This window comes from Hymenobacter aerilatus (assembly GCF_022921095.1).
In the GTDB taxonomy this organism is placed as follows: Bacteria; Bacteroidota; Bacteroidia; order Cytophagales; family Hymenobacteraceae; genus Hymenobacter; species Hymenobacter aerilatus.
The window spans coordinates 4488646-4507113 of the sequence record NZ_CP095053.1; the positions used below are offsets into that span (position 1 = coordinate 4488646).

The window sequence follows — 18468 nt, forward strand, 5'->3', positions numbered from 1 at the left end:
CTGGTGTGACCCTACCCCTGGTCCCTCGGGAAAGGGACCAGGAGGGGTAGGGTCCCGTCGTTAAAATGTCACCGACAAGCCCAGGATGACGCTTTTAAGAATGGGGTAGTTGTTGCCGTTTCCGCTGTTGCTGGAGGTCAGCACTTGGTCGGAGCGGCCGATGCTCTCCACGTCCAAGTCGCGGGTGATTTTGTAGAGCGGCGACCAAGCCCACAGGTTCTCTCCCGATACGTACACGCGCGCCGCTGACAGCCGGGCGCGGCCAATGAGCGAGGTAGGTAGGTTGTAGCCCAACTGAATGTTTTTCAGACGGATATAGGCGGCGTTGATGAGATAGCGCGTTTGCACCTGCGTCAGCTCGCCGGCGCCGTTCTGCGACACGTAACCGCGGTAGCGCGGGAAGTAGGCATCGGGGTTTTCCTCCGACCAGATGTTGCCCAGCTGTGACTTCGGTACTTTGCCATACGGCCGGTTGTACTGGCCCCAGAAGGTGCCCGCTTCCGCGCCGGGGTACCAGTCCTGGTGCCCTACCCCCTGGAAGAAGGCCGAGAAGAAGAAGTTGTGCCAGCTGGCATCGGCCATCACGCCGTAGGTGTAGCGGGGTAGGGAGTTGCCGATTACGCGCCGGTCGCCGGGGTTGGTCACGGTGTTGTCGCCGTTGTTGATGACGCCGTCGCCGTTCAAGTCCGCAAATTTGATGTCGCCGGGCAGCAGCTGGCCGCTGGTGGAAGCCCGGAATAGGGCCTGCGAGGGCGAGGAGCTGATCTGATCCTGCGACACAAACAGCCCATCGGTGGTATAGCCCCAGATTTCGCCCAAGCGCTGACCCTCGTAGTAGTCGTTCAGGCGCTTATCAATGTTGTTGTACTTGGTGATGTGGGCCTTGTAGTCGGCCAGCGTGAGGCGCAGGCCGTAAGCCAGCGGGCTGTTGCCCACGTTGGCTTGGTCGCGCCAGTTCAGGGCCACCTCCCAGCCTTTGGTGCGCAGGTCGGCGTAGTTGCCCTTCGGGATATCAGTACCAAACACGGCGGGTAGGGTAGGGCCTACCGTAAACATGTCGGTGGTGTTGCGAATGTAGCCGTCGGCGTTCAGCGTCAGACGATTGCGCAGCATGCTCAGGTCCAGGCCCAGGTCGGAGGTAGTGGAGGTTTCCCAGGTCAGGCCGTTGGGCACTACGTTGGGTTGGCCGGTATACTGCGGCCGCACCCCGTTCAGCACCCTACCCGACTGCGCAATGCTAAACTGCTCCTGAAAGGCGTAGGAGTTGATATTACCGTTACCCAGTGCCCCGTACGAACCCCGGATTTTCAACTCCGAAATCAGGTTGGGCGACACTTTCCAGAATGGCTCGTTGGAGATGCGCCACCCCGCCGAGAACGACGGAAAGTAGGCAAACCGCTCGTTCTCGGGGAACTTCGAGGAGCCGTCGTAGCGGCCGCTGGCTTCCAGCAGGTAACGGTCCTTGAAAGAGTAGTTCAGGCGGTAGAAACCACCCGAGATGTTCCACCGATCCCAGCCGCCGCCCGTGGTAATGGCTTGGCCCAGTGCTAGGTTGATGTCCTGCGCATCGGGATAGATGAGGCCGTTGCGCTGGGTTTGCAGGCCGCGGTACGTCGACTGCTCGTAGTTATAGCCCAGCAGCGCCTTGAAGTAGTGCGCCGGCGTGAAGTTGGTTTCGTACTCGGCGTAGAGGTTGGTGGCCAGGTAGCGCGTCTGCCCAAAGGAGCGCTGCAAATCGTTGGTGTTGGTGCCCACGTACTCAATCACGCCGGGCTTGCGGCTATACGGCACCGGCACGCGCGTTTGGGTGCGGTCGTTGTCGGTGTTGCGAATGGTGAAGTTGCCGTTGACGTGAAACTTGTTATCGAAAAACCGCGAGTTAAACGACGTGGTGTTCCGAAACACCCTTTCATCGAAGTCAATGCCGTTTTTGCCGTACCAGAAGTCGCCCACCGTGTAGGCCGCCGAGTAGGTGAGCGTGCCGTCGGGGTTGAACATAGGTGCCACGGTGTGGCCCTCGTCGGCAATGTTGCGCCAAATGCCGCCGCCCTCACCCACGTTCAGTGGGTTGTGGTAGGTCATGTTGGAGTAGTCGGCGTTGTTTTCCACGCGCAGCCACGGAAACAGGTCCAGCGCGCCCTTCACCCGGAAGTTGTACATCCGGTAATCGTCAGAATTATAACGGAATAGCCCATCCTGCCCGAAGTAGCGGCCCGTGGCGTAGAAGCTGGCCTTGCCGCTGCTCCCCGACACCGATACGTTGTGCTCCGAGGAGCTGGTGCGCTTCTTATACAGCTCCTTATACCAGTCGGTGTTGGCGTAGTACACGTACTCGCCGTTGGCGCCTACCTCCACTTTCGGGAGGGTAGGGTCTTCGGAGCGGCGCTTCAGCTCAGCCAAATACTCCGGCGAGAACCGCACCGTTTTGTTGATGTTCTGCGGCGTCTGAGAGTAGTCGTTCCACGCCGACCAGCCCTCGTTGAACATCTTGGCAAACTGGTAGCCGTCGGTCACGAAGTCCGGTACCGCCGTGGGGCTCTTGATGGCCTGATTGAACGAATACGTGATGCTGGTGCGGTCTTTCGCGGGGTTTTTGGTCGTAATCAGCACCACGCCAAAGGCACCACGAGCCCCGTAAATAGCGGCGGCCGAGGCATCCTTCAGCACCGATACCGTGGCTACGTCGTTGGGATTCAAACGGCTGGGGTCACCCTCCACGCCGTCAATCAGTACCAGCGCATTGCCCCCTTGCCCAATCGACGTGGTACCCCGGATGTTGTAGGCCGGCGACTGCGTGGGTTTGCCATCGCCGGGCACCAGGTTCAGGTTAGGCAACACGCCCTGCAAGCCCTGCGTGAGGTTAGGCACCGAGCGATTTTGCAGCACTTCCGACGTCACCTGGTCTACGGCGCCGGTCAGGTTCACCTTCTTTTGGGTGCCGTAGCCCACCACCACTACCTCTTCTAGCGCCTTGGTATCGGGCGCCAGCTTCACATCGAGGCTCGTGCGGCCATTCAGCGGTAGCTCCTGCGTATGAAAGCCTAAGTACGACACTACCAACGTGGTAGCTTCGGCGGGCACTTGCAGCGAGTAGTTGCCAGAGGCGTCGGTCACGGTGCCTACCTGGGTGCCCTTGGCAAGTACCGTCACGCCGGGTAGGGCCTCGCCGGCGGTGTCGGTCACGCGGCCGCTCACGGTGCGTGCCTGTTGGGCCGTAGCGGCCACAGTGCAACACAGTGCCACAGGCAGCAGCAAACTACGTTTCCAGGGAGAAACAGTAGAGTTTAAGTTCATCATACAGCTGAATTGGTTGGAGGAAAGTAGGCGCACAATAGTCCCATCGGCTTATAAAAAATAAGTCGTCGGGTAGGCTAAAAAAGAGTGGGAAGTGGCGGGAAATAACTACAGCAATGAGCCTGGAAAATATAAAAATAACTCTGCTATACTTTTCGACGGCACAAATATAAAATGATGATTTTGGGCTTTATTTGATAATAAATAGGATTGATAAATTCATAACATAGGGTGTTTATTTATAACACAAGCATAATATTTAGATAGACTTCAGATGACATAGTATAGCCCACGTCTATGCAGTAACTATGCGCTAGAACTGGTTGTATGGTAAATTGATAGAACGTAATCCCTATGTTGCCGCACCAACAGTATAACTATTATCACCATGCAAAATTCCCGTTGAATGACGCCTGTAACTAGACATCATTCAACGGGAATTAGATAAATTATTATTTTATGAAGACGTCAGTTGGAGTGTATTGTAATTGAAATTAGATACAAAAATTAATGCTACTGTATTATATAATCAGCTGGTTTATTTTGCTGTGTTATCAGTAAATAAATCCGGATAATCTGTAATAATTCCGTCTACTTTCTGCGCTACTAACTCTTTAATTGTCGAAGCAGTATTTACCGTCCACGGAATGACCTGTATGCCTTGTTGGTGGCAGGTTTGTACCAGTTCGGGTGTCACCAGCTTGTAATACGGACTGTAGATGGTAGGCCGGAAGCTCAAGCGTTTCAGGTTGGCAGCTAGTCCATCCGGGTTTTCTACCAGCAGCGCCGTGCGTAGGGTAGGGTGCGTGCGATGCACGACTTCCAGCGTGCGCGGGTCGAAGGACTGAATAATCACGCGGTCCTGCACGCCTTTTTGCGTCACCACAGCCAGCAAGAGGCGCACAAACTCCTCTGGCTCGGGGTGCAGGGTATTGTCGCCGGCCGGGGTCGTTTTGGTTTCAATATTATAATAGGGTAGGGCGCGGCCTTGTTGCTTGGCATGCGCCTCCGCCGCGTCAATCACCTCGGCCAGCAGCGGCTTGTGCGCTTTCAGCTTTTGCTGCCTTGGGAACTTGGGGTTGCCGTAGCTGCCCACGTCGTAGCGCCGGATGTCGGCGTAGGGCAGCCCGTAGAGGCGTAGCGCCTTACCCGCTGCCGGCGTAAGCGGCTGACCGTTGGGCGAGTGCACAAAGTCGGCGTTCATATACGGGTCGTGGGAGAGTAGCACCTGCTTGTCCTGGCTGATGGCGATGTCCATTTCCAGAGTGGTCACGCCCAGGTCCAGCGCCTTCAACATGGCCGGTACCGTGTTTTCGGGCAGCAGGCCACGGCAGCCGCGGTGGCCTTGCGTATCGAGCGGCTTGTGTTGGGCAGTAGAGAGCGTAAGCATGGCAAGCAGGGGGATGAGCAGCAGAAGGGTTTTCATAGGAGCTATACGGATGGGTTTGATAGAACAGCTTTTCGACCAGCGGAAGAAATCTCGCGTGCTGATATTGCCCGTCACGCTGAGCGGAGCCGAAGCATCTCTACCGCTTCGTTGTAAGCGTCAACAATTACCGCTGCAGTAGAGATGCTTCGGCTCTGCTCAGCATGACGGTCTAGTGAAAGGAAGTTCCGTTGGACAGACATTCAATGTAGTACTTCAGATTCTTCGCTGTGCTCGGACTGATACTTACACCGCCACCGTTTCGGTGTATTTCTGCCCGAAACGGTCCGTCACCTCTACCCTGATTTCCTTGGCGTCTTTGGAAGGGCGGGCGTAGAACATGTGGTCGGCCAAGGTAGGGTCTACCCACTTGTGCTTGGCGGGGAGTTTGGGACCGGCTTGCAGCTGCACGGCTAGTGGGTCGAGGCTGGTTTGCTGGTGCATGGGCCCCTGGCGCTGACCGTTTTCAAACCACACTACCTGCCACTCGGGGTCCCAGTTCCACACGTTCACCACAATGTCCTCGGGGCGGTCGGGGTTGGCGCCCTTAGGGTAGGCGCGGAACTGGTGCTGGCGGTCTTTGCCAAAAGACTTGTAATACCACTTGATGTTGGGGCCGTCTACCTCGTACACGCCGTAGCCGCTGGGCGTGCCATCGGTGCAGATAGGGCCGGTCCACCAGGCGCCGCACACTGCGCCGTGGGTGTGCTCGATGGTGTTTTCGTGGAAGATCTTCTCGCACACGTGCGTGTGGCCCGACATAATATGGGCCGTGTAGGGCTTCAGGATGCGGTACAACTCGTGGCGGTTGGTCACCACCCCACCCAACGACTCATCCTTAAGCTGGTTGCGCCGCTTGTCGCCGCTGTCTACCGGAATGTGCAAGGCCACTACCACGGTGCTGCCCGGCTTCACGTGGCTCAAATCCTGCTCCAGCCACTGCAACTGCGTCTCCGTGAGGTAGCCGATGTACTTTTTGGGTGGCCCGATGAAGAACACGTCGTCGAGCACCACGTAGTGCACCTCGCCGCGGTTGAAGGAGTAGTAAGTAGGCCCAAACAGACTCTTAAACGTCTCGGCCGACCCATCGTCGGAGCGGGCCTTGATGTTCATATCGTGGTTGCCAATTACCTGGAAAAACGGAATACCAGTGATGTCCACGGCCTGCTTGTAGTCCTCAAACAGCTCAAAATGGTCCCACACCAAGTCGCCGCACCCGATAGCGAAGGTGTTGGGGCTGTTGTACTGTGCGGCCAGTTGCTTCAGGTCGGGCGCCGATACGGTGATTAGCTCGTGGGTGTCCTTTTTGTCGATCATCTGCGGATCGGCCCACACCATAAAGGTGTGTTTCCGGTCGTCGCCGGGCAGCGGTTGCAGGGCAAAGTCAGCTGTCATGTTCCGCTGACCGGGTTTGATGGGCTGGTAGAACCGCGCCACGCCCTTCTCATGCGGAATAGCATAGCCGCGGGGTAGGGTGAGGTACACAAACTCGGCCGTGGAGTTGCTGGTCAGCGTGTAGCGGCCGCTTTTGTCGGTTAGTACAATGTTGTAGCCATCCGTGACGGGTACGTCGGCCAAACCCTTACCCCCAGCGTGCACGCGGCCTTTGATAGTAAGCGGAGCAAGATCAAGCTTATGCGAAGCGGCTTTCGGGTCGGCCAGCTCGGCTACGGCGGCCGGGGCCAGTGGCAGGCTCACGCCCGCACTCAGCAGGCCCAGGCTTTGAAGAAATTTTCTGCGAAACATACTGTAAATAAAGGCAATGTGGAGAAGCGCACTGGCGCGGGGCTGTGCCCCGTGCCGACTATGCGTAGGCCTCTGGCCTGCAATCGTCCGCGCCGTTGAAAGTGTTTAAGCAAGTCGTTCAAACGGGAGCAGGCCAGAGGCCTGCGCACAGTCGGCACGGGGCGCAGCCCCGCGCCATCCCGCGCCATTATACTGTCCGCTTAGTTTTCGTAAATGGCAATGTCATCCAGACCCAAGCGGCCGTTGAGGATGGCGGGCGGGTTGCTGGTGCCCAGGCCGAGCTTACTGATGCGGAAGCGCACAGGGCCTTCGATATTCATGAGAAAGGTGATGGAGCGCTGCCAATTGCCGGCGTCGGTGATGGTGGAGCCGGTTTGTTTCCAGGTAGCGCCCTGATCCTGCGAGTATTCCAGCATCCAGGAGCTGGAAGCGTCAGTATAGTAGGCGCCGTAGAGCAGTGTCACTTTGCTGGCGCCGTTGGGTAGGTCAAACTTCATTTCCACCACGGCCGGCACGGTTAGATTTTGCTGCATGCGCAGGCCTTGGGCGCCGGTGTACCGGTCGCGGCCAGCGGTGTTGCCCAAGATGGTCTGGAACAGTTTCCAGGGGCCAGTGCCAAAGGTCACGGTGTTGTCGGGCACAGCAGCGGTGTTCATGTTGTAGCTACCCTTAGTGGCCTGCGGCACGCCCTCGAAGCTCTCAGGAAAGCCTGCGTACACGGGGCCGCTGGGGTCGATGACATCAGCAATAGTGCGCAGCCACAGCTGGGGCTGAGGCTGGCCGGCAGCATCAGTAGCCGCGATGGGAATGCCCTGGAAGGTAGCGCTGGCCGGCACCCGACGGCTGGCAAAGGTAGCTGCGGCCTCGGTGTGCAGCACCAGCAAGTTGCCGGACCCGTCCACCAAGTTTTTGTCGCCGCTGTACGTGGCGCCCCCGGTAGGCGCGGGCGTGATGTTGCCGCCCGTTACGCGCACCAGTGTGGCCTCGTAGGTACCAGGGCTGGTACGCAATGCCTCAATGGTAGCCGCCTGCACTGCCGGCGTGTGGCCACTGCTCACCTTTGTGATATTCGCCGGCGACAGGCCCTCGATGCGCAGTCCACCATTTTGGGAGGTAAGCCGCGCCCCCGTCACGTCCACCACCACCGAGTCGCCCACGGCATAGTCGAGGGGTGCGCCGGCGGGCATGGGCAACACCAGGCCGCGCACCTGGCCCTTTCGTCGGTTTTGTACCACTACGGCCTGGGGGCCACCCGGTACGTTGCGGCCGCTGGCGTCGGAAATCACAAGGCCCGTAATCTGCCGGGCACCGGAGAGGTTGCTGTTGTCAAGCAGCACATCGGTACCCCGGTAGAGGTTGCGCACGTCGGCAATGGAGATGGTAGGGCTAGGTACCCCAGCCGCGTAGTCGGGGTTGTCTTTGAGGCAGCTTCCTAGCGTGAATGCGCTGAGTAGAAGAGCGAAAGGTAGGATGCGTTTCATGTTGTTGATTTTTCGTTCTGGAGAGGGGCCGGGGGGAGGCGAATCGTTGAACGGAAGGAGTGGGGCTACCCTCAATTCTGCCACCACACCTTGGTATTCACATCATCCGGACCCTGGTCGGCTATGGCGGCCTGGTAGCTTTGCTGATTCAGGCTTTGCACGTACACGGGGTAATTGATGCGGGCGGGCATTTTACCGTCGTTGCGCACACCCGCGCCGCGGGGTAGCACCGGGTGGCCCGTGCGGCGATACTCAAACCACTGCTGAAAGTCAGTGAAAAACAGGGCGTAGTACTTTTGCAAATGAATCTGCTCCAGCTGGCGGTCTAGGGTACTGGTGGGCTCCCACTTCACGTCGGAGTTATCGAAGTAGCCCGTGGGCACGGTGTAGCCCCAAAGCGTGATGCCGGCCGTGGTGCCGGCCTCGTAGTAGGTTTGGGCATTGCCCGACACCCAGCCGCGCGCGGTGGCTTCGGCCAGCAGCAGCTGCACCTCGCCGTAGTTGAGAATGTTGCCTAGCAAGGGCTCGGTCATGAGGGCCGCGGGGTAGGTAGAGCCCACCGGCTGGCCCTGCGTGATGGGGTCATAGCCGCTCGGAATTCCTTCGTACACACCTTGGTATAGCGTCATCCACTTGGCGCGGCGTGGGTCGTTCCACTCGTTCAGGTTGTTCACAAAGAACTGGCTCAGGGAACTGAACGAGGAGAAATCGGCCGTGCGGAAGGTTGCAAACGGCGACTGGTAGGGCGCCGTGCCCGTCCAGCGCATAATAGCCGATTCCTCGTTGTTGCTGATGAGGGGGTAGGCCGCGGCGTTGGTGTTCACCATATCGCGCAGCTTGTCCTGGGGGCTCATGCCGTTGGCAACAGCATCGGTGCGGTTGGACACGCGCAGCAGCAGGCGCAGGTAGAGCGAGTTGCCAAACTTGCGCCATTTGGCGGCATTGCCCTGGTACAGCGGGTCGAGCTGGCTTTGGTCGGCCGAGAGGTTGGTATTGGCTTTCAGTAGCTCGTTGGCTTCTTCCAGCTTGGTAAACAGATCTTTGTAAATATCCTCCTGTTTGTCAAACGACGGCTGCAACAGCCCTTCACGCCCCCGGATGGCTTGGGAATACGGCACGTCGCCAAACGTATCCGTCAAGAGCGACACCGTCCAGACCTCTAGGATGCGGGCAATGGCTTTGAAGGTAGGGCTGTTCACGGCCTCGGCGCTGCGGTACAGGTCGCGGAAGTCGGTGAGCTGGGTGTACCAGCCGTTCCACATGTAGTCGGCCTCGGCGGGGCGCACCACGTAGCGGTGAATGGCGTCGCCCTCGTTGCGCGTCACCTGCACCTGCATCAGCTCGTTGGTGATGCGCCGGGCGCGGTCCATGTTGCGCTTCACCAGGTCCGTGAGAGCCGGGGCCAGCAGCGTTTCCGGTATCACATTGGGGTTCTGGTTCGGGTTCACGTTCAGCTCCTCAAAGCCGTCGGTGCAGGCCGAAAGAGTAGCCGCGCTGGTGGAGGCGAGCAGCAGCCAAGTGAGTAGTTTGATGGTTTTCATGATTCTTGCGGTTGACCTCACCCCCCGGTCCCCTCTCCTCGGGGAGAGGGGGAGCCAGCCGTCAGCAAGACGTCCGAGCAGGTAGAAGAAGGTGAGGATTATTCTGATTGACTGTTGCTAGTACAGTTGGTGCCATCAGGCTCCCCCTCTCCCCGAGGAGAGGGGGCCGGGGGGTGAGGTCTATATCCCCACCGTCAGATTCAAGCCAATGGTGCGGGTGCTGGGGAACTGGCCCAGCTCGTAGCCCAAGCTCACCGTGTCGTCGTTCAGGGTGCCAAACTCGGGGTCGTAAGCGGGCCACTTGGTCAGAATGTACAGGTCGCGGCCGTAAAGGCCGATGGTGGCTTGCGTGAGCTTGAAGCGCTGCAACAGACTGGCGGGTAGGGAGTAATCAATGCGGACTTCGCGCAGCTTCAGGAAATCGGTGCGGAACAGGTTAGCCTCGATGTTGTCGCGGCCGTAGTGCTGCGAGTAATAAGCCGGCACGTTCTCGGCCACCACGTCGTTGGGGCGAAAAGTGCCGTCGCCGTTGTCAATCACGCCGTTGCCGATGATGCCGTTATAGCGACCGGGTAGGGTGATTTTGGTTTTGCCTTGCTCGGCCAGTACAGCATTGGTCATGGAGTAGGCTTTGGCGCCAAACTGCCCATCCACCAACACGTTCAGGCGCACTTGCTTGTAGCGGAACTCGTTGCCGATGCTGGCCTTCCACTTGGGTAGGGCCGAGCCTAGCAGCATTACGTCGTTGGTAAGCTGGGGTAGGCCGTTGCGGTAGATGATCTGGCCATCGGGTGCGCGCAGGTAGCCGCGGCCGTAGATGGCGCCCATGTTGCCACCGGGGCGGGCCTCCACGGTGCCGCGCCCGCCGGGGCCGCGCTGGAGCTGGTAGGTAAATACGCTGTCGGCTAGCTCTACCACCTTGTTGCGGTTGGCAGTGTAAGTGCCAAACATCTTCCAGCCAAAGCCTGAGGGTCGGGTGATTATTTCGGCATTCGCTTGAATTTCAAGGCCCTGGTTGCGTACCAGGCCAGCGTTCAGCACCGAGTAGTTGTAGCCCGAAGCTCGGTCCACAGGCACTTCCAGAATCTGGTCGTAGGTGTTGTTGCGGTACACGGCTACATCCAGCCCAATGCGGTTTTGCAGGAAGCGCAGGTCCAGGCCCAGCTCGGTGCTACGGGTGCGGCGCGGCTTCAGGCCAGGGTTGGCAATGGAGCCGGGGTTGCTGAGGCCCGATGGAAAGCCCGTGGCCACGGCGTAGGTGTAGGCCGTGCGGTAGGGCACCGTGGTGCCGCTACCCACCTCGGCCCAGGAGCCGCGCACCTTCGCAAAGGATATCACCTCCGGCAGCTTCACCACCTCCGACACAATGCCGCTAAGGCTCACTGATGGGTAAATCGGAATTTCCGTCACGCCGTTGGCGCTGGCCAGCGTGCTGCTCCAGTCCTTGCGGGCAGTCAGGTCCAGGTACAGGAACTTGTTATAAGCTACCGTAGCCAGACCATAGAAGCTGTTCACCGCAAACTCGGCGCGGTAGGGTAGGGTGAGGGGTAGGTCGCGGCTGTTGGCAAACGAGAAAATGCCGGGGTAGAGCAGGCGCTCAGCTCGCAGCTCGTCCTTCACGTAGCGGTTGTGCAAGCGGCTCCCGCCACCCGAAGCCGTCAGCTCAAACTTGCCCACGTTACGGGCATATTGCAGCAAGAAATCGTGGTTGATTTCCTGCGAAAAGATGTTTTGCGTGCGGTACATGCCCTCTTTGTAGCGCTCTGTGTCCTTGGGGCGTTGCTGCGAGCGGGCCTCGTAGGAGTAGTCCAGGGTCGAGCGCAGCATCAGGTTCCAATGCTGCCCAAACTTGTAGTTCACCTGCACATTGCCGGTGAGCGTGTTGCGGTTGCTCTTGTTCAGCATCTCATAAGCAATCAGATAAGGATTGTCGATGAGGCTGCTGAAAGGGCTGCGCTGGGTGATGTTCTCAAAGCCCGGCAGCCAGTAGTCCTTCCACCAGTGCACGTTGGCATTGGGCACCTGAAACATGTTCCAGTACATAATCGTCTGGTTGTTGTAGCCGGTGCTGGGCAGGTTGTCGCTGTAGCGGTTGGTATAGTTGGCCTTGGCCGACACCTGCAAGCGGTCCGTAATCTTGTGGTTCACAGACAAGGCCACTGTGTTGCGCTTGTAGCCGGTGTTCGGGATAATCCAGGTGTTCTGGAGGTTGGTCAGCGAGAGGCGGGCCGTGGTCTTCTCGGTGCCACCATCAATAGAAACCGTGTTGACGAAGGTTTTGCCGGTCTCGAAAAAGTCCTTGCGGTTGTTTTTGTAGGGCACCCAGGGCGTGCGCTCGGTGGCGGTGGTATTGGTGGCGGGGTCGTACTGAAAGAAAGATTGCCCGTCGAACTTGGGCCCCCAGGCCGAGCTGGTGCTGCGGGTACTGGGTCCGTCGGCGGTGGCATTATAGGAGTAGTAGTTAGCGCCGGCATCGCCTTGGCCGTACTCATACTGGAAATCGGGCCAGCGCGAAATCGTCTCAACAGACGTGTTGGAATTGAACGTGACGCCGATGCCGCGCTTGCGCGACTTGCCCGATTTGGTGGTAATAATCACGGCTCCGTTGCCGCCGCGTGCGCCGTACAGCGCCGTAGCCGCTGGCCCTTTCAGCACCGACACCGACTCGATGTCTTCAGGGTTAATATCGTTGAGGCTGGTGCCAAAGTCTACCGGCGACTCGCTCTGGAGGTAGGCCGAGCTGCCGGTACCAGTGTTGCGGTTTGAGCCGCCCAGCACCACGCCGTCCACCACAATCAGGGCGTCGTTGTCGCCAGCCAGCGAGCTTTCTCCGCGCAGAATGATGCGGTTGGTACCGGCCGGGCCGCCGCCCGAGCGCACCAGGTTCAGCCCCGCCACCTTGCCCGACAGCGCATCGGTCCAGTTGTTGGATTTGGCCTCCGTTAGGGCCTCGTTGTCGAGCTTCGACACGGCGTAGCCCAGGGCTTTTTCCTCGCGCTGAATGCCTAAGGCCGTCACTACCACCTCGTTTAGGCTGGTAGCGTCTTCGCGCAGCACCACATCATAGGTGCTCTTCTCCTCTACCTTTACCTCCTGGGTGGTGTAGCCAATAAAGCTGAACAGCAGCACCTGTCCCGACTCGGCGCTCAGCTGGTAGCGGCCCTCAGCATCGGTTACGGTGCCGGTGCTGGTGTCTTTGATACGGATGGACACGCCTGGCAGTCCCTGTCCCTGCGCATCCAGCACACGGCCGCTCACAGGCTTAGGCGCAGCTACGCGTCCGGCTTTCAGCACAATGCGCTTGTCCTGCACCTCAAACTGCACGCCCGCCTGCGTCGATACCTGATTCAATACGGCTTCCAGGTTGCTGTGCGGCGCCTGCACACTGATTTTACGACTCAGCAACTGTCCCTGGCCTGCAAACAAGAAGTGGTAGCCGGTTTGCCGCTCAATGCTGGTGAGCACTTCGCTCAGGGGCTGCTGCTGCACTTGCACGGCGCACGGCACAGCGCTGGGGCGGGTAGCCTGGTCCGTGGTAGCGGCAGCAGGGGTAGCTGTGGCGCTCAGCACCGTTAGGCCCAGGCCCAGCAGGGTAGGACGCCAGTTGCCGGTTCGTTTCGGGTACCTCGTTTTTTTCATAAACTTGTGCGTGAGCGTTTTTGAATGACACAGGGTTTAAAAGCTCTCCAAGCGGCCGGTCACTTGCCGGTGACGGGCCTTTCGATGGAAGGCAGCGGGTTGCCGCCCGCTGTCTTCTCCAAGAGTTAGGTGTTAGTGGTCAGGTAGTTCGGGAGTAGTGCTGAGGTAGATGATGTAGCCTTCGCGGCGATAGGCGATGGGGCCAGCCTCTTGCAAAGCCGCCAGCACCTGGGGTAGGGGCTCGTTGCGAAAGGTGGCCCACAGGCGCACGTTGGCCGTGGCCGTGTCAGCAAACACCAGCTTCACGCCGTAGAGGCGCTCAATCTGGTCGGCCACGTCGGTCAGCTTTTCATTCTGGAAAATCAGTTGGCGCTGCCGCCAGCCCGTCACACGGTCGGGGCTGAAGGGCTGCCGGTACATGCGCCCCGTGCGGCGGTCGGCGAGCAACTGCTGGCCCGGCGCGAGCTGGTAAGTGGTCTGCTGGTCTAGCACTTCCACCCTACCCTCCACCAGCGACACTGCCACCTGGTCTGCACCCGGCCGGGCCTGCACATTGAAGCGCGTGCCCAGCACCCGTGTAACGAGGGCGCCGCTGTGCACCCGAAACGGCCGGTGCGGGTTCTTGCTGACTTCAAAAAACGCCTCGCCCTCCAGGTACACCTCGCGGTTGCCGGTTGCAAACTGGGTAGGGTAGCGCAGCTGGCTTTGCGGCGCCAGCGTCACGCGGGAGCCATCGGGTAGGCGCAGGGTCTGCTGCTGCCCGGCCGCGGTGCGGGTCAGGTGGTAAGCTGGGGCAGAGGGGGTAGGCAAGTAAAAGAAGATACCAGCGCCTGCCAGCACTACCACTAGCAGCACACCCAGCGCTACCCGGTAGCGCCGGATTGCTTTGGGGCGCAGTTGGGGTAGGGGCGCTGCCGGCTGAGGCGCTTGGCTGGCTAGTTCTGGTCGGACCTTCAGGCGGTGCAGCGCGGCAGCCGTTGCGGCGGGCGTGGGTGGTGTCTGGCTGTGCTGCCAAACGGTCTTGAGCTGCTCAAACGTCTGCTCATTTTCAGGGGATCCTGCCACCCAGGTAGCCAACTGGTCGTTTTCCTCGGCCGAGGTTTGGCGGGCTAGGTAGCGGGTGATGAGCAGGTACGATTCTTCTGGTTTCAACGGGTGCCGAGCAGCTGGTTGCGCTGCCGCTCACCGGTATAGACGTCCTCGCCCGCTCGGCTCGTGACACGCAAAAGCAGGCTTAACCGAATCGTAACAACCGTAATATTGCCGTAACGTAGCTGGCGGGTAAGTCGTCCTGACGTTATGCCTCACCAGCTAGCATCAACTCCCTTATCTCATGTTGCATCTCGTCCGCACCACCTCCGACCATCCCGACTTCCGCGCCCTCGTGCAGCTCCTTGACCACGACTTAGCCGTGCGCGATGGTGCCGACCACGCCTTCTATGCGCAGTTCAATAAGATTGATGCCATCCGTCACGCTGTAGTGGCCTACCTTCACGACGAACCCGTAGGCTGCGGCGCGTTCAAGCCGTATGCAGAAAAGCAGGTGGAAATCAAGCGGATGTACGTGCAGCCCGCCCATCGGGGGCAGGGCGTGGCCTCAGCAGTGCTAGCCGCGCTGGAAACCTGGGCAACTGAACTAGGCTACTACGGCTGCGTGCTCGAAACCGGCCTTAAGCAACCCGAAGCTATCCGGCTGTACGAAAAAAGCGGCTACCAGCGCACACCCAACTACGGGCAATACATTGGGATAGAGAACAGTGTGTGTATGGAAAAGGCGCTGTAGTTATTCCACAGCCCACAGTTTCAAGCCTGGAGCAGCTACCGCACACCCGATACGTGAAGCGCCTCCTTCAGAAAGCGCAGGGCCCGGAACATGTGGGTTTTCACGGAGTTCAGGGAGATATCCAGCAGGCTGGCAATTTCCTCGTAGGTGAGGCCCGCGTCGCGATGGAGCTGGAATACCTGGTAGGTACGGGCCGGCAACTGCTCAATGAGCCGGTGCAGGTGTTGGTGGAGCTCCTGGTAGGCCAGCTGCTCGTCGGGGCGCAGGTGGGCAGCCTCGGGCTGGTGTGGTGGCAGCTCGTCGGTTACGTCGATTTCCTGAGCGGCACGGCGCTGCTGGCGGAGCCTGTCGAAACAGCGGTGGCGCACGGCCGTGTAGAGGTAGGCGGCCACCGAACCCTGCACCGCAAGCTGGGTACGACTGGTCCAGAGCGTGCAAAATACGTCGGCTGTCACGTCCTCAGCCGCATCGGTGGGGTAGGGGAGCAGGCTGGTGGCGTAGCGCAGCAAGCCGGCGTAGTGGCGGGCAAACAGCGCGTCGAAGGCGGCCTCGTTGCCGAGGGCCAGCGCTGTTAGGAGCTGCTGATCGGAAGAGCTGGTTGCGTAGGTCATATCCGGTAGACAAAGCTACCGGTCGGTAGTATACGGTTACGTTATGCTTTTATTACCCCAAAATGAACAATACAAGGCAAGGCAACGGGGCTGAGTAGAAATGCCGGTGCATTGGCCGGTAGCCAACCTTTTCGAGGTCAAGTCAGTATCAACAGATAGCACTGCTTGGCGCATTAGCCAAGCACTCTCTCACTCTCTCCCGTTGTATTATCATGAAAAATTACCGTTTTCTCCTCCCGCTTTTCTTGTTCGTGCTCATGTTCTCGGTCAGCAGCTGCGATGCCATTGTGGGCATCTTCAAAGCAGGTGCCTGGACCGCCGTTGTGGGTATCTTCCTGGTAGTGCTCCTGCTCTGGTGGATTGTAAACCGGATGCGTCGCCCGTAGTACCTCATCACGCAGCACAAAAAAGGCACCCAGTGGGTGCCTTTTTTAGTTTTTAGTGATAGGTAGGGTAGGGCTAGTTCTTTACAACGCGCACCGTAGTGGGGCCTTGCGAGGTTTGCAGGCGAAGCACATACATGCCGCTGGGCTGTTGCGTGAGGTCGAAGGAGGATAGGCCAGTGGTAGGCAGCGCCGCTACCCGCGTGCCCACGCTGTTGTACACCTCGCCGCTAAGCAGCGTGACATCAACGGGCGTACGCAACTGAAAGAGGCCGTTGCCGGGGTTGGGCACTACGGCCCAGTTGCCAGCCGCACTGCGCAGGGCGCCTACCGTCACCACCGTCGAGTAGGCCGTGGTGCCGTCCAGATCCGTCTGCCGCAGGCGGTAGTACGCCAGCGTGGCAGGCGCTTCCTGATCAACAAACGTGTACTGGTGACGTGTAGTAGAGGAGCCAGCACCCGCTATCTTTCCAACGGCCACAAACTGCACCCCATCCAGGCTGCGCTCTACGGTGAAGTAGTCGTTGTTTTTCTCGCTGGCCGTTGCCCAGGCTGCCGTCACGGCCGCGCCGGTACGCTGGGCACTGAAGGCCACCAGCTCTACTGGCAGCACAGTGCCGGGGTTGGAGGATACCACAAAAGGCGAAAAGCTGGTGATGCCGGCGCGGGAAAGTTTGTAGCTGCCTGCCACGCTGCCCGTGGCTGCGCTGGCGGGCGCGGCCTGATCGAACACGCCACCGGTGTAGTGGCTGATGTAGGATTTGGCCCGTACAAAACCGTAGGTGCCGGTTGCCTCATCGGCGCCGTTCCACTGCAGGGTCATGGTCACGTCGGAGTTGCCAGCCACTTCTTCGTCTACCAGCCAGGTTCTTTTCACGTTCTGGTTGGTAACAGGCTTGGTGCCGGTGCCGCTGGCGTCATACGAAGAGTACATATCGTCTAGCACGCGCACGCCAAACACGTCTTCGTTGCGGGCCGTGGTGCTGGTAGGCTGCTTCAGCCAGATGGGCGTGTAGCTGCTGGCAGAAGCCCCGACAGGATACAGCACGTCCGTATCATTATTGACAACCGACTGCCGCAAAGTGCCTTTGCCGTTGGTTACCACGTAGTTCGAGCCCGAGACGCCGGAAACAGTAGCGTCGCGTTGCAGTGTAAGGGTATAGTCGCCCAGCATGAGCTTAGAGCCAAGTAACAGCGCGTTCGTAATCAGTATGTTGCCGACTAAGGTCTTCTCGGTAGCGTTTGACAGTTTCAGCTGTCCGTACTGCCCTGGCAAAACGCGGGTGGCAGCGTTGGTAGCCATATATTCCACCGTGCTGGTATGGGCCAGCGTACCCAGGGTGAGGGAATAGGTAGGGCGCTTTACCTGAAGGGTAGCGTTGGCCAACAAGTCGATGGTAGCGTTAATGTCGTCGTTGTCGTCCAAAAACAGGTTGGTAGCGGCACCGGTTGGGTCGCCTACTATCACCTTGGAGTTGACGCCACTCACTGTCCAGGTGTCGGCCTCAGGGTAGTTTTTATTACCCCGAATGCGGCTGCTGGTGCTGTTACCCCGCACATAGTAGACGGTATTAGGTGTAGCAAAGCTGGTGGGCCGAGTGCCTGTGCCGTTGGCGCTAGTATTCCAGGATGAAAACTGGTTCAACTCGCCAGTAGTAGTAGAATAGTAAATATTGGTCTGCGGCGTGATGACCACATCGTCGATGCTGAGACCGTTGCCGTTGGTCGCATCATTCAGGGCGTAGGCCCATCGAATCATGATTTCCTGTCCGACTGCCAGGTTGAGGCCCGTGAGCGTAGTTTGGCGCACGCGGCGGTTGGAGGCCGCATTGCCGTCGCGCTCTTGCAGCACAGTAGCCGTGGAGGGTGCCTCCACATCCAGCGCGTTCAGGCTTTTCCAGTCCGTGGCACCGGCGCCTGTGGCGCCAAGGAGGCTCCGTAGACCGGTACCCGTCTTATAAGACACTGCTACCTTGGCCTGATCCTGGCGGCCGGAGTTATACCACTGCTCCATGGCATATTGTATCTCCAGGTTGGTAATGGTTTTGGTAGAGCTGTTTTTCAGACGAATGCCAACGTAGCCTACCCCATTGAAGCCAAAGGACGCTACTCCCCCAAACGACCGGTCGGTGCTGACCGTAACGCCCTCAATGCCAAAGTGGTAGTAGTTGGCGGCGCCGTTCGTGCCGTCGTTTGGGCCTACCCCCGCTGGGGCGAAAGGGGAGGGGGCCACGTCAGTACCAAAGTTAGCCTGTGCATACACTTCCGGGGCTGCATTCAGACGGCTGGCCAACCCGGAGCCCTCAGATGTTACGGTAAGGCTACCGCTCAGTGTGTTAAAATTCTGCCTATACGGCGCCAGATTGGTGTCCGTAAAGGTGTATTGCGCTTGGGCGTGCCAGCCTGTTAAGCTTAAAAGCGTTGCCAAAGCAGCGCGGTAAACTTGTTTCATGTAAGTAATAACTGGATATGTCAGATGCTTTCCCAAATCAGGAATAATTACAATATATTTATCCTATTTTGGGTAATGCAAAAGTATCTGATTGATAATATTATATCCTTAT

Annotated in this window: 11 protein-coding genes; 2 read left to right on the forward strand and 9 right to left on the reverse strand. The window is 59.0% G+C overall.

The genetic code is table 11. The features are described from left to right. Positions 1-60 precede the first annotated feature (60 nt). The 7 genes from MUN82_RS18765 to MUN82_RS18795 all read right to left on the reverse strand — a co-directional run bounded on the left by MUN82_RS18765 (position 61) and on the right by MUN82_RS18795 (position 14279). The gene (locus MUN82_RS18765; protein WP_245092872.1) at positions 61-3297 is read right to left on the reverse strand and encodes a SusC/RagA family TonB-linked outer membrane protein; all 3237 of its coding nucleotides are present in this window, start codon (positions 3295-3297) and stop codon (positions 61-63) included. 535 nt (positions 3298-3832) lie between these two features. Beyond that, positions 3833-4720 (reverse strand): glycerophosphodiester phosphodiesterase, encoded by an 888-nt coding sequence (locus MUN82_RS18770; protein ID WP_245092873.1) that lies wholly within the window; start codon positions 4718-4720, stop codon positions 3833-3835. A gap of 246 nt (positions 4721-4966) precedes the next feature. Next, positions 4967-6466 (reverse strand): calcineurin-like phosphoesterase C-terminal domain-containing protein, encoded by a 1500-nt coding sequence (locus MUN82_RS18775; protein ID WP_245092874.1) that lies wholly within the window; start codon positions 6464-6466, stop codon positions 4967-4969. Positions 6467-6666: 200 nt separating this feature from the next. Beyond that, positions 6667-7947, reverse strand: a complete 1281-nt coding sequence (locus tag MUN82_RS18780; protein WP_245092875.1) for a DUF5689 domain-containing protein — start codon at positions 7945-7947, stop codon at positions 6667-6669. 71 nt (positions 7948-8018) lie between these two features. Then, entirely contained in the window at positions 8019-9488 is a 1470-nt protein-coding gene (locus MUN82_RS18785; RefSeq protein ID WP_245092876.1) for a SusD/RagB family nutrient-binding outer membrane lipoprotein, read from the reverse strand. Positions 9489-9668: 180 nt separating this feature from the next. Then, entirely contained in the window at positions 9669-13127 is a 3459-nt protein-coding gene (locus MUN82_RS18790) for a SusC/RagA family TonB-linked outer membrane protein (RefSeq protein WP_245092877.1), read from the reverse strand. A gap of 132 nt (positions 13128-13259) precedes the next feature. Then, positions 13260-14279, reverse strand: a complete 1020-nt coding sequence (locus MUN82_RS18795) for a FecR family protein (RefSeq protein WP_245092878.1) — start codon at positions 14277-14279, stop codon at positions 13260-13262. 181 nt (positions 14280-14460) lie between these two features. On the opposite strand from MUN82_RS18795, the gene MUN82_RS18800 reads away from it, so the two are divergent. Further along, positions 14461-14910, forward strand: coding sequence for a GNAT family N-acetyltransferase (locus tag MUN82_RS18800; protein WP_245092879.1), 450 nt, complete (start codon positions 14461-14463; stop codon positions 14908-14910). Positions 14911-14945: 35 nt separating this feature from the next. On the opposite strand, the gene MUN82_RS18805 is transcribed toward MUN82_RS18800, so the two are convergent. Continuing rightward, entirely contained in the window at positions 14946-15521 is a 576-nt protein-coding gene (locus tag MUN82_RS18805; RefSeq protein WP_245092880.1) for an RNA polymerase sigma-70 factor, read from the reverse strand. A 212-nt stretch (positions 15522-15733) separates the two neighbouring features. On the opposite strand from MUN82_RS18805, the gene MUN82_RS18810 reads away from it, so the two are divergent. Beyond that, positions 15734-15907: a hypothetical protein gene (locus tag MUN82_RS18810; RefSeq protein WP_245092881.1), complete on the forward strand. Its 174-nt coding sequence runs from the start codon at positions 15734-15736 to the stop codon at positions 15905-15907. Positions 15908-15980: 73 nt separating this feature from the next. Here the strand turns inward: MUN82_RS18810 and MUN82_RS18815 are convergent, their stop codons facing one another. Further along, a complete protein-coding gene (locus MUN82_RS18815; RefSeq protein WP_245092882.1) occupies positions 15981-18332 on the reverse strand; it encodes a T9SS type A sorting domain-containing protein in 2352 nt (783 codons plus the stop codon). Between the last annotated feature and the right edge of the window lie 136 nt (positions 18333-18468).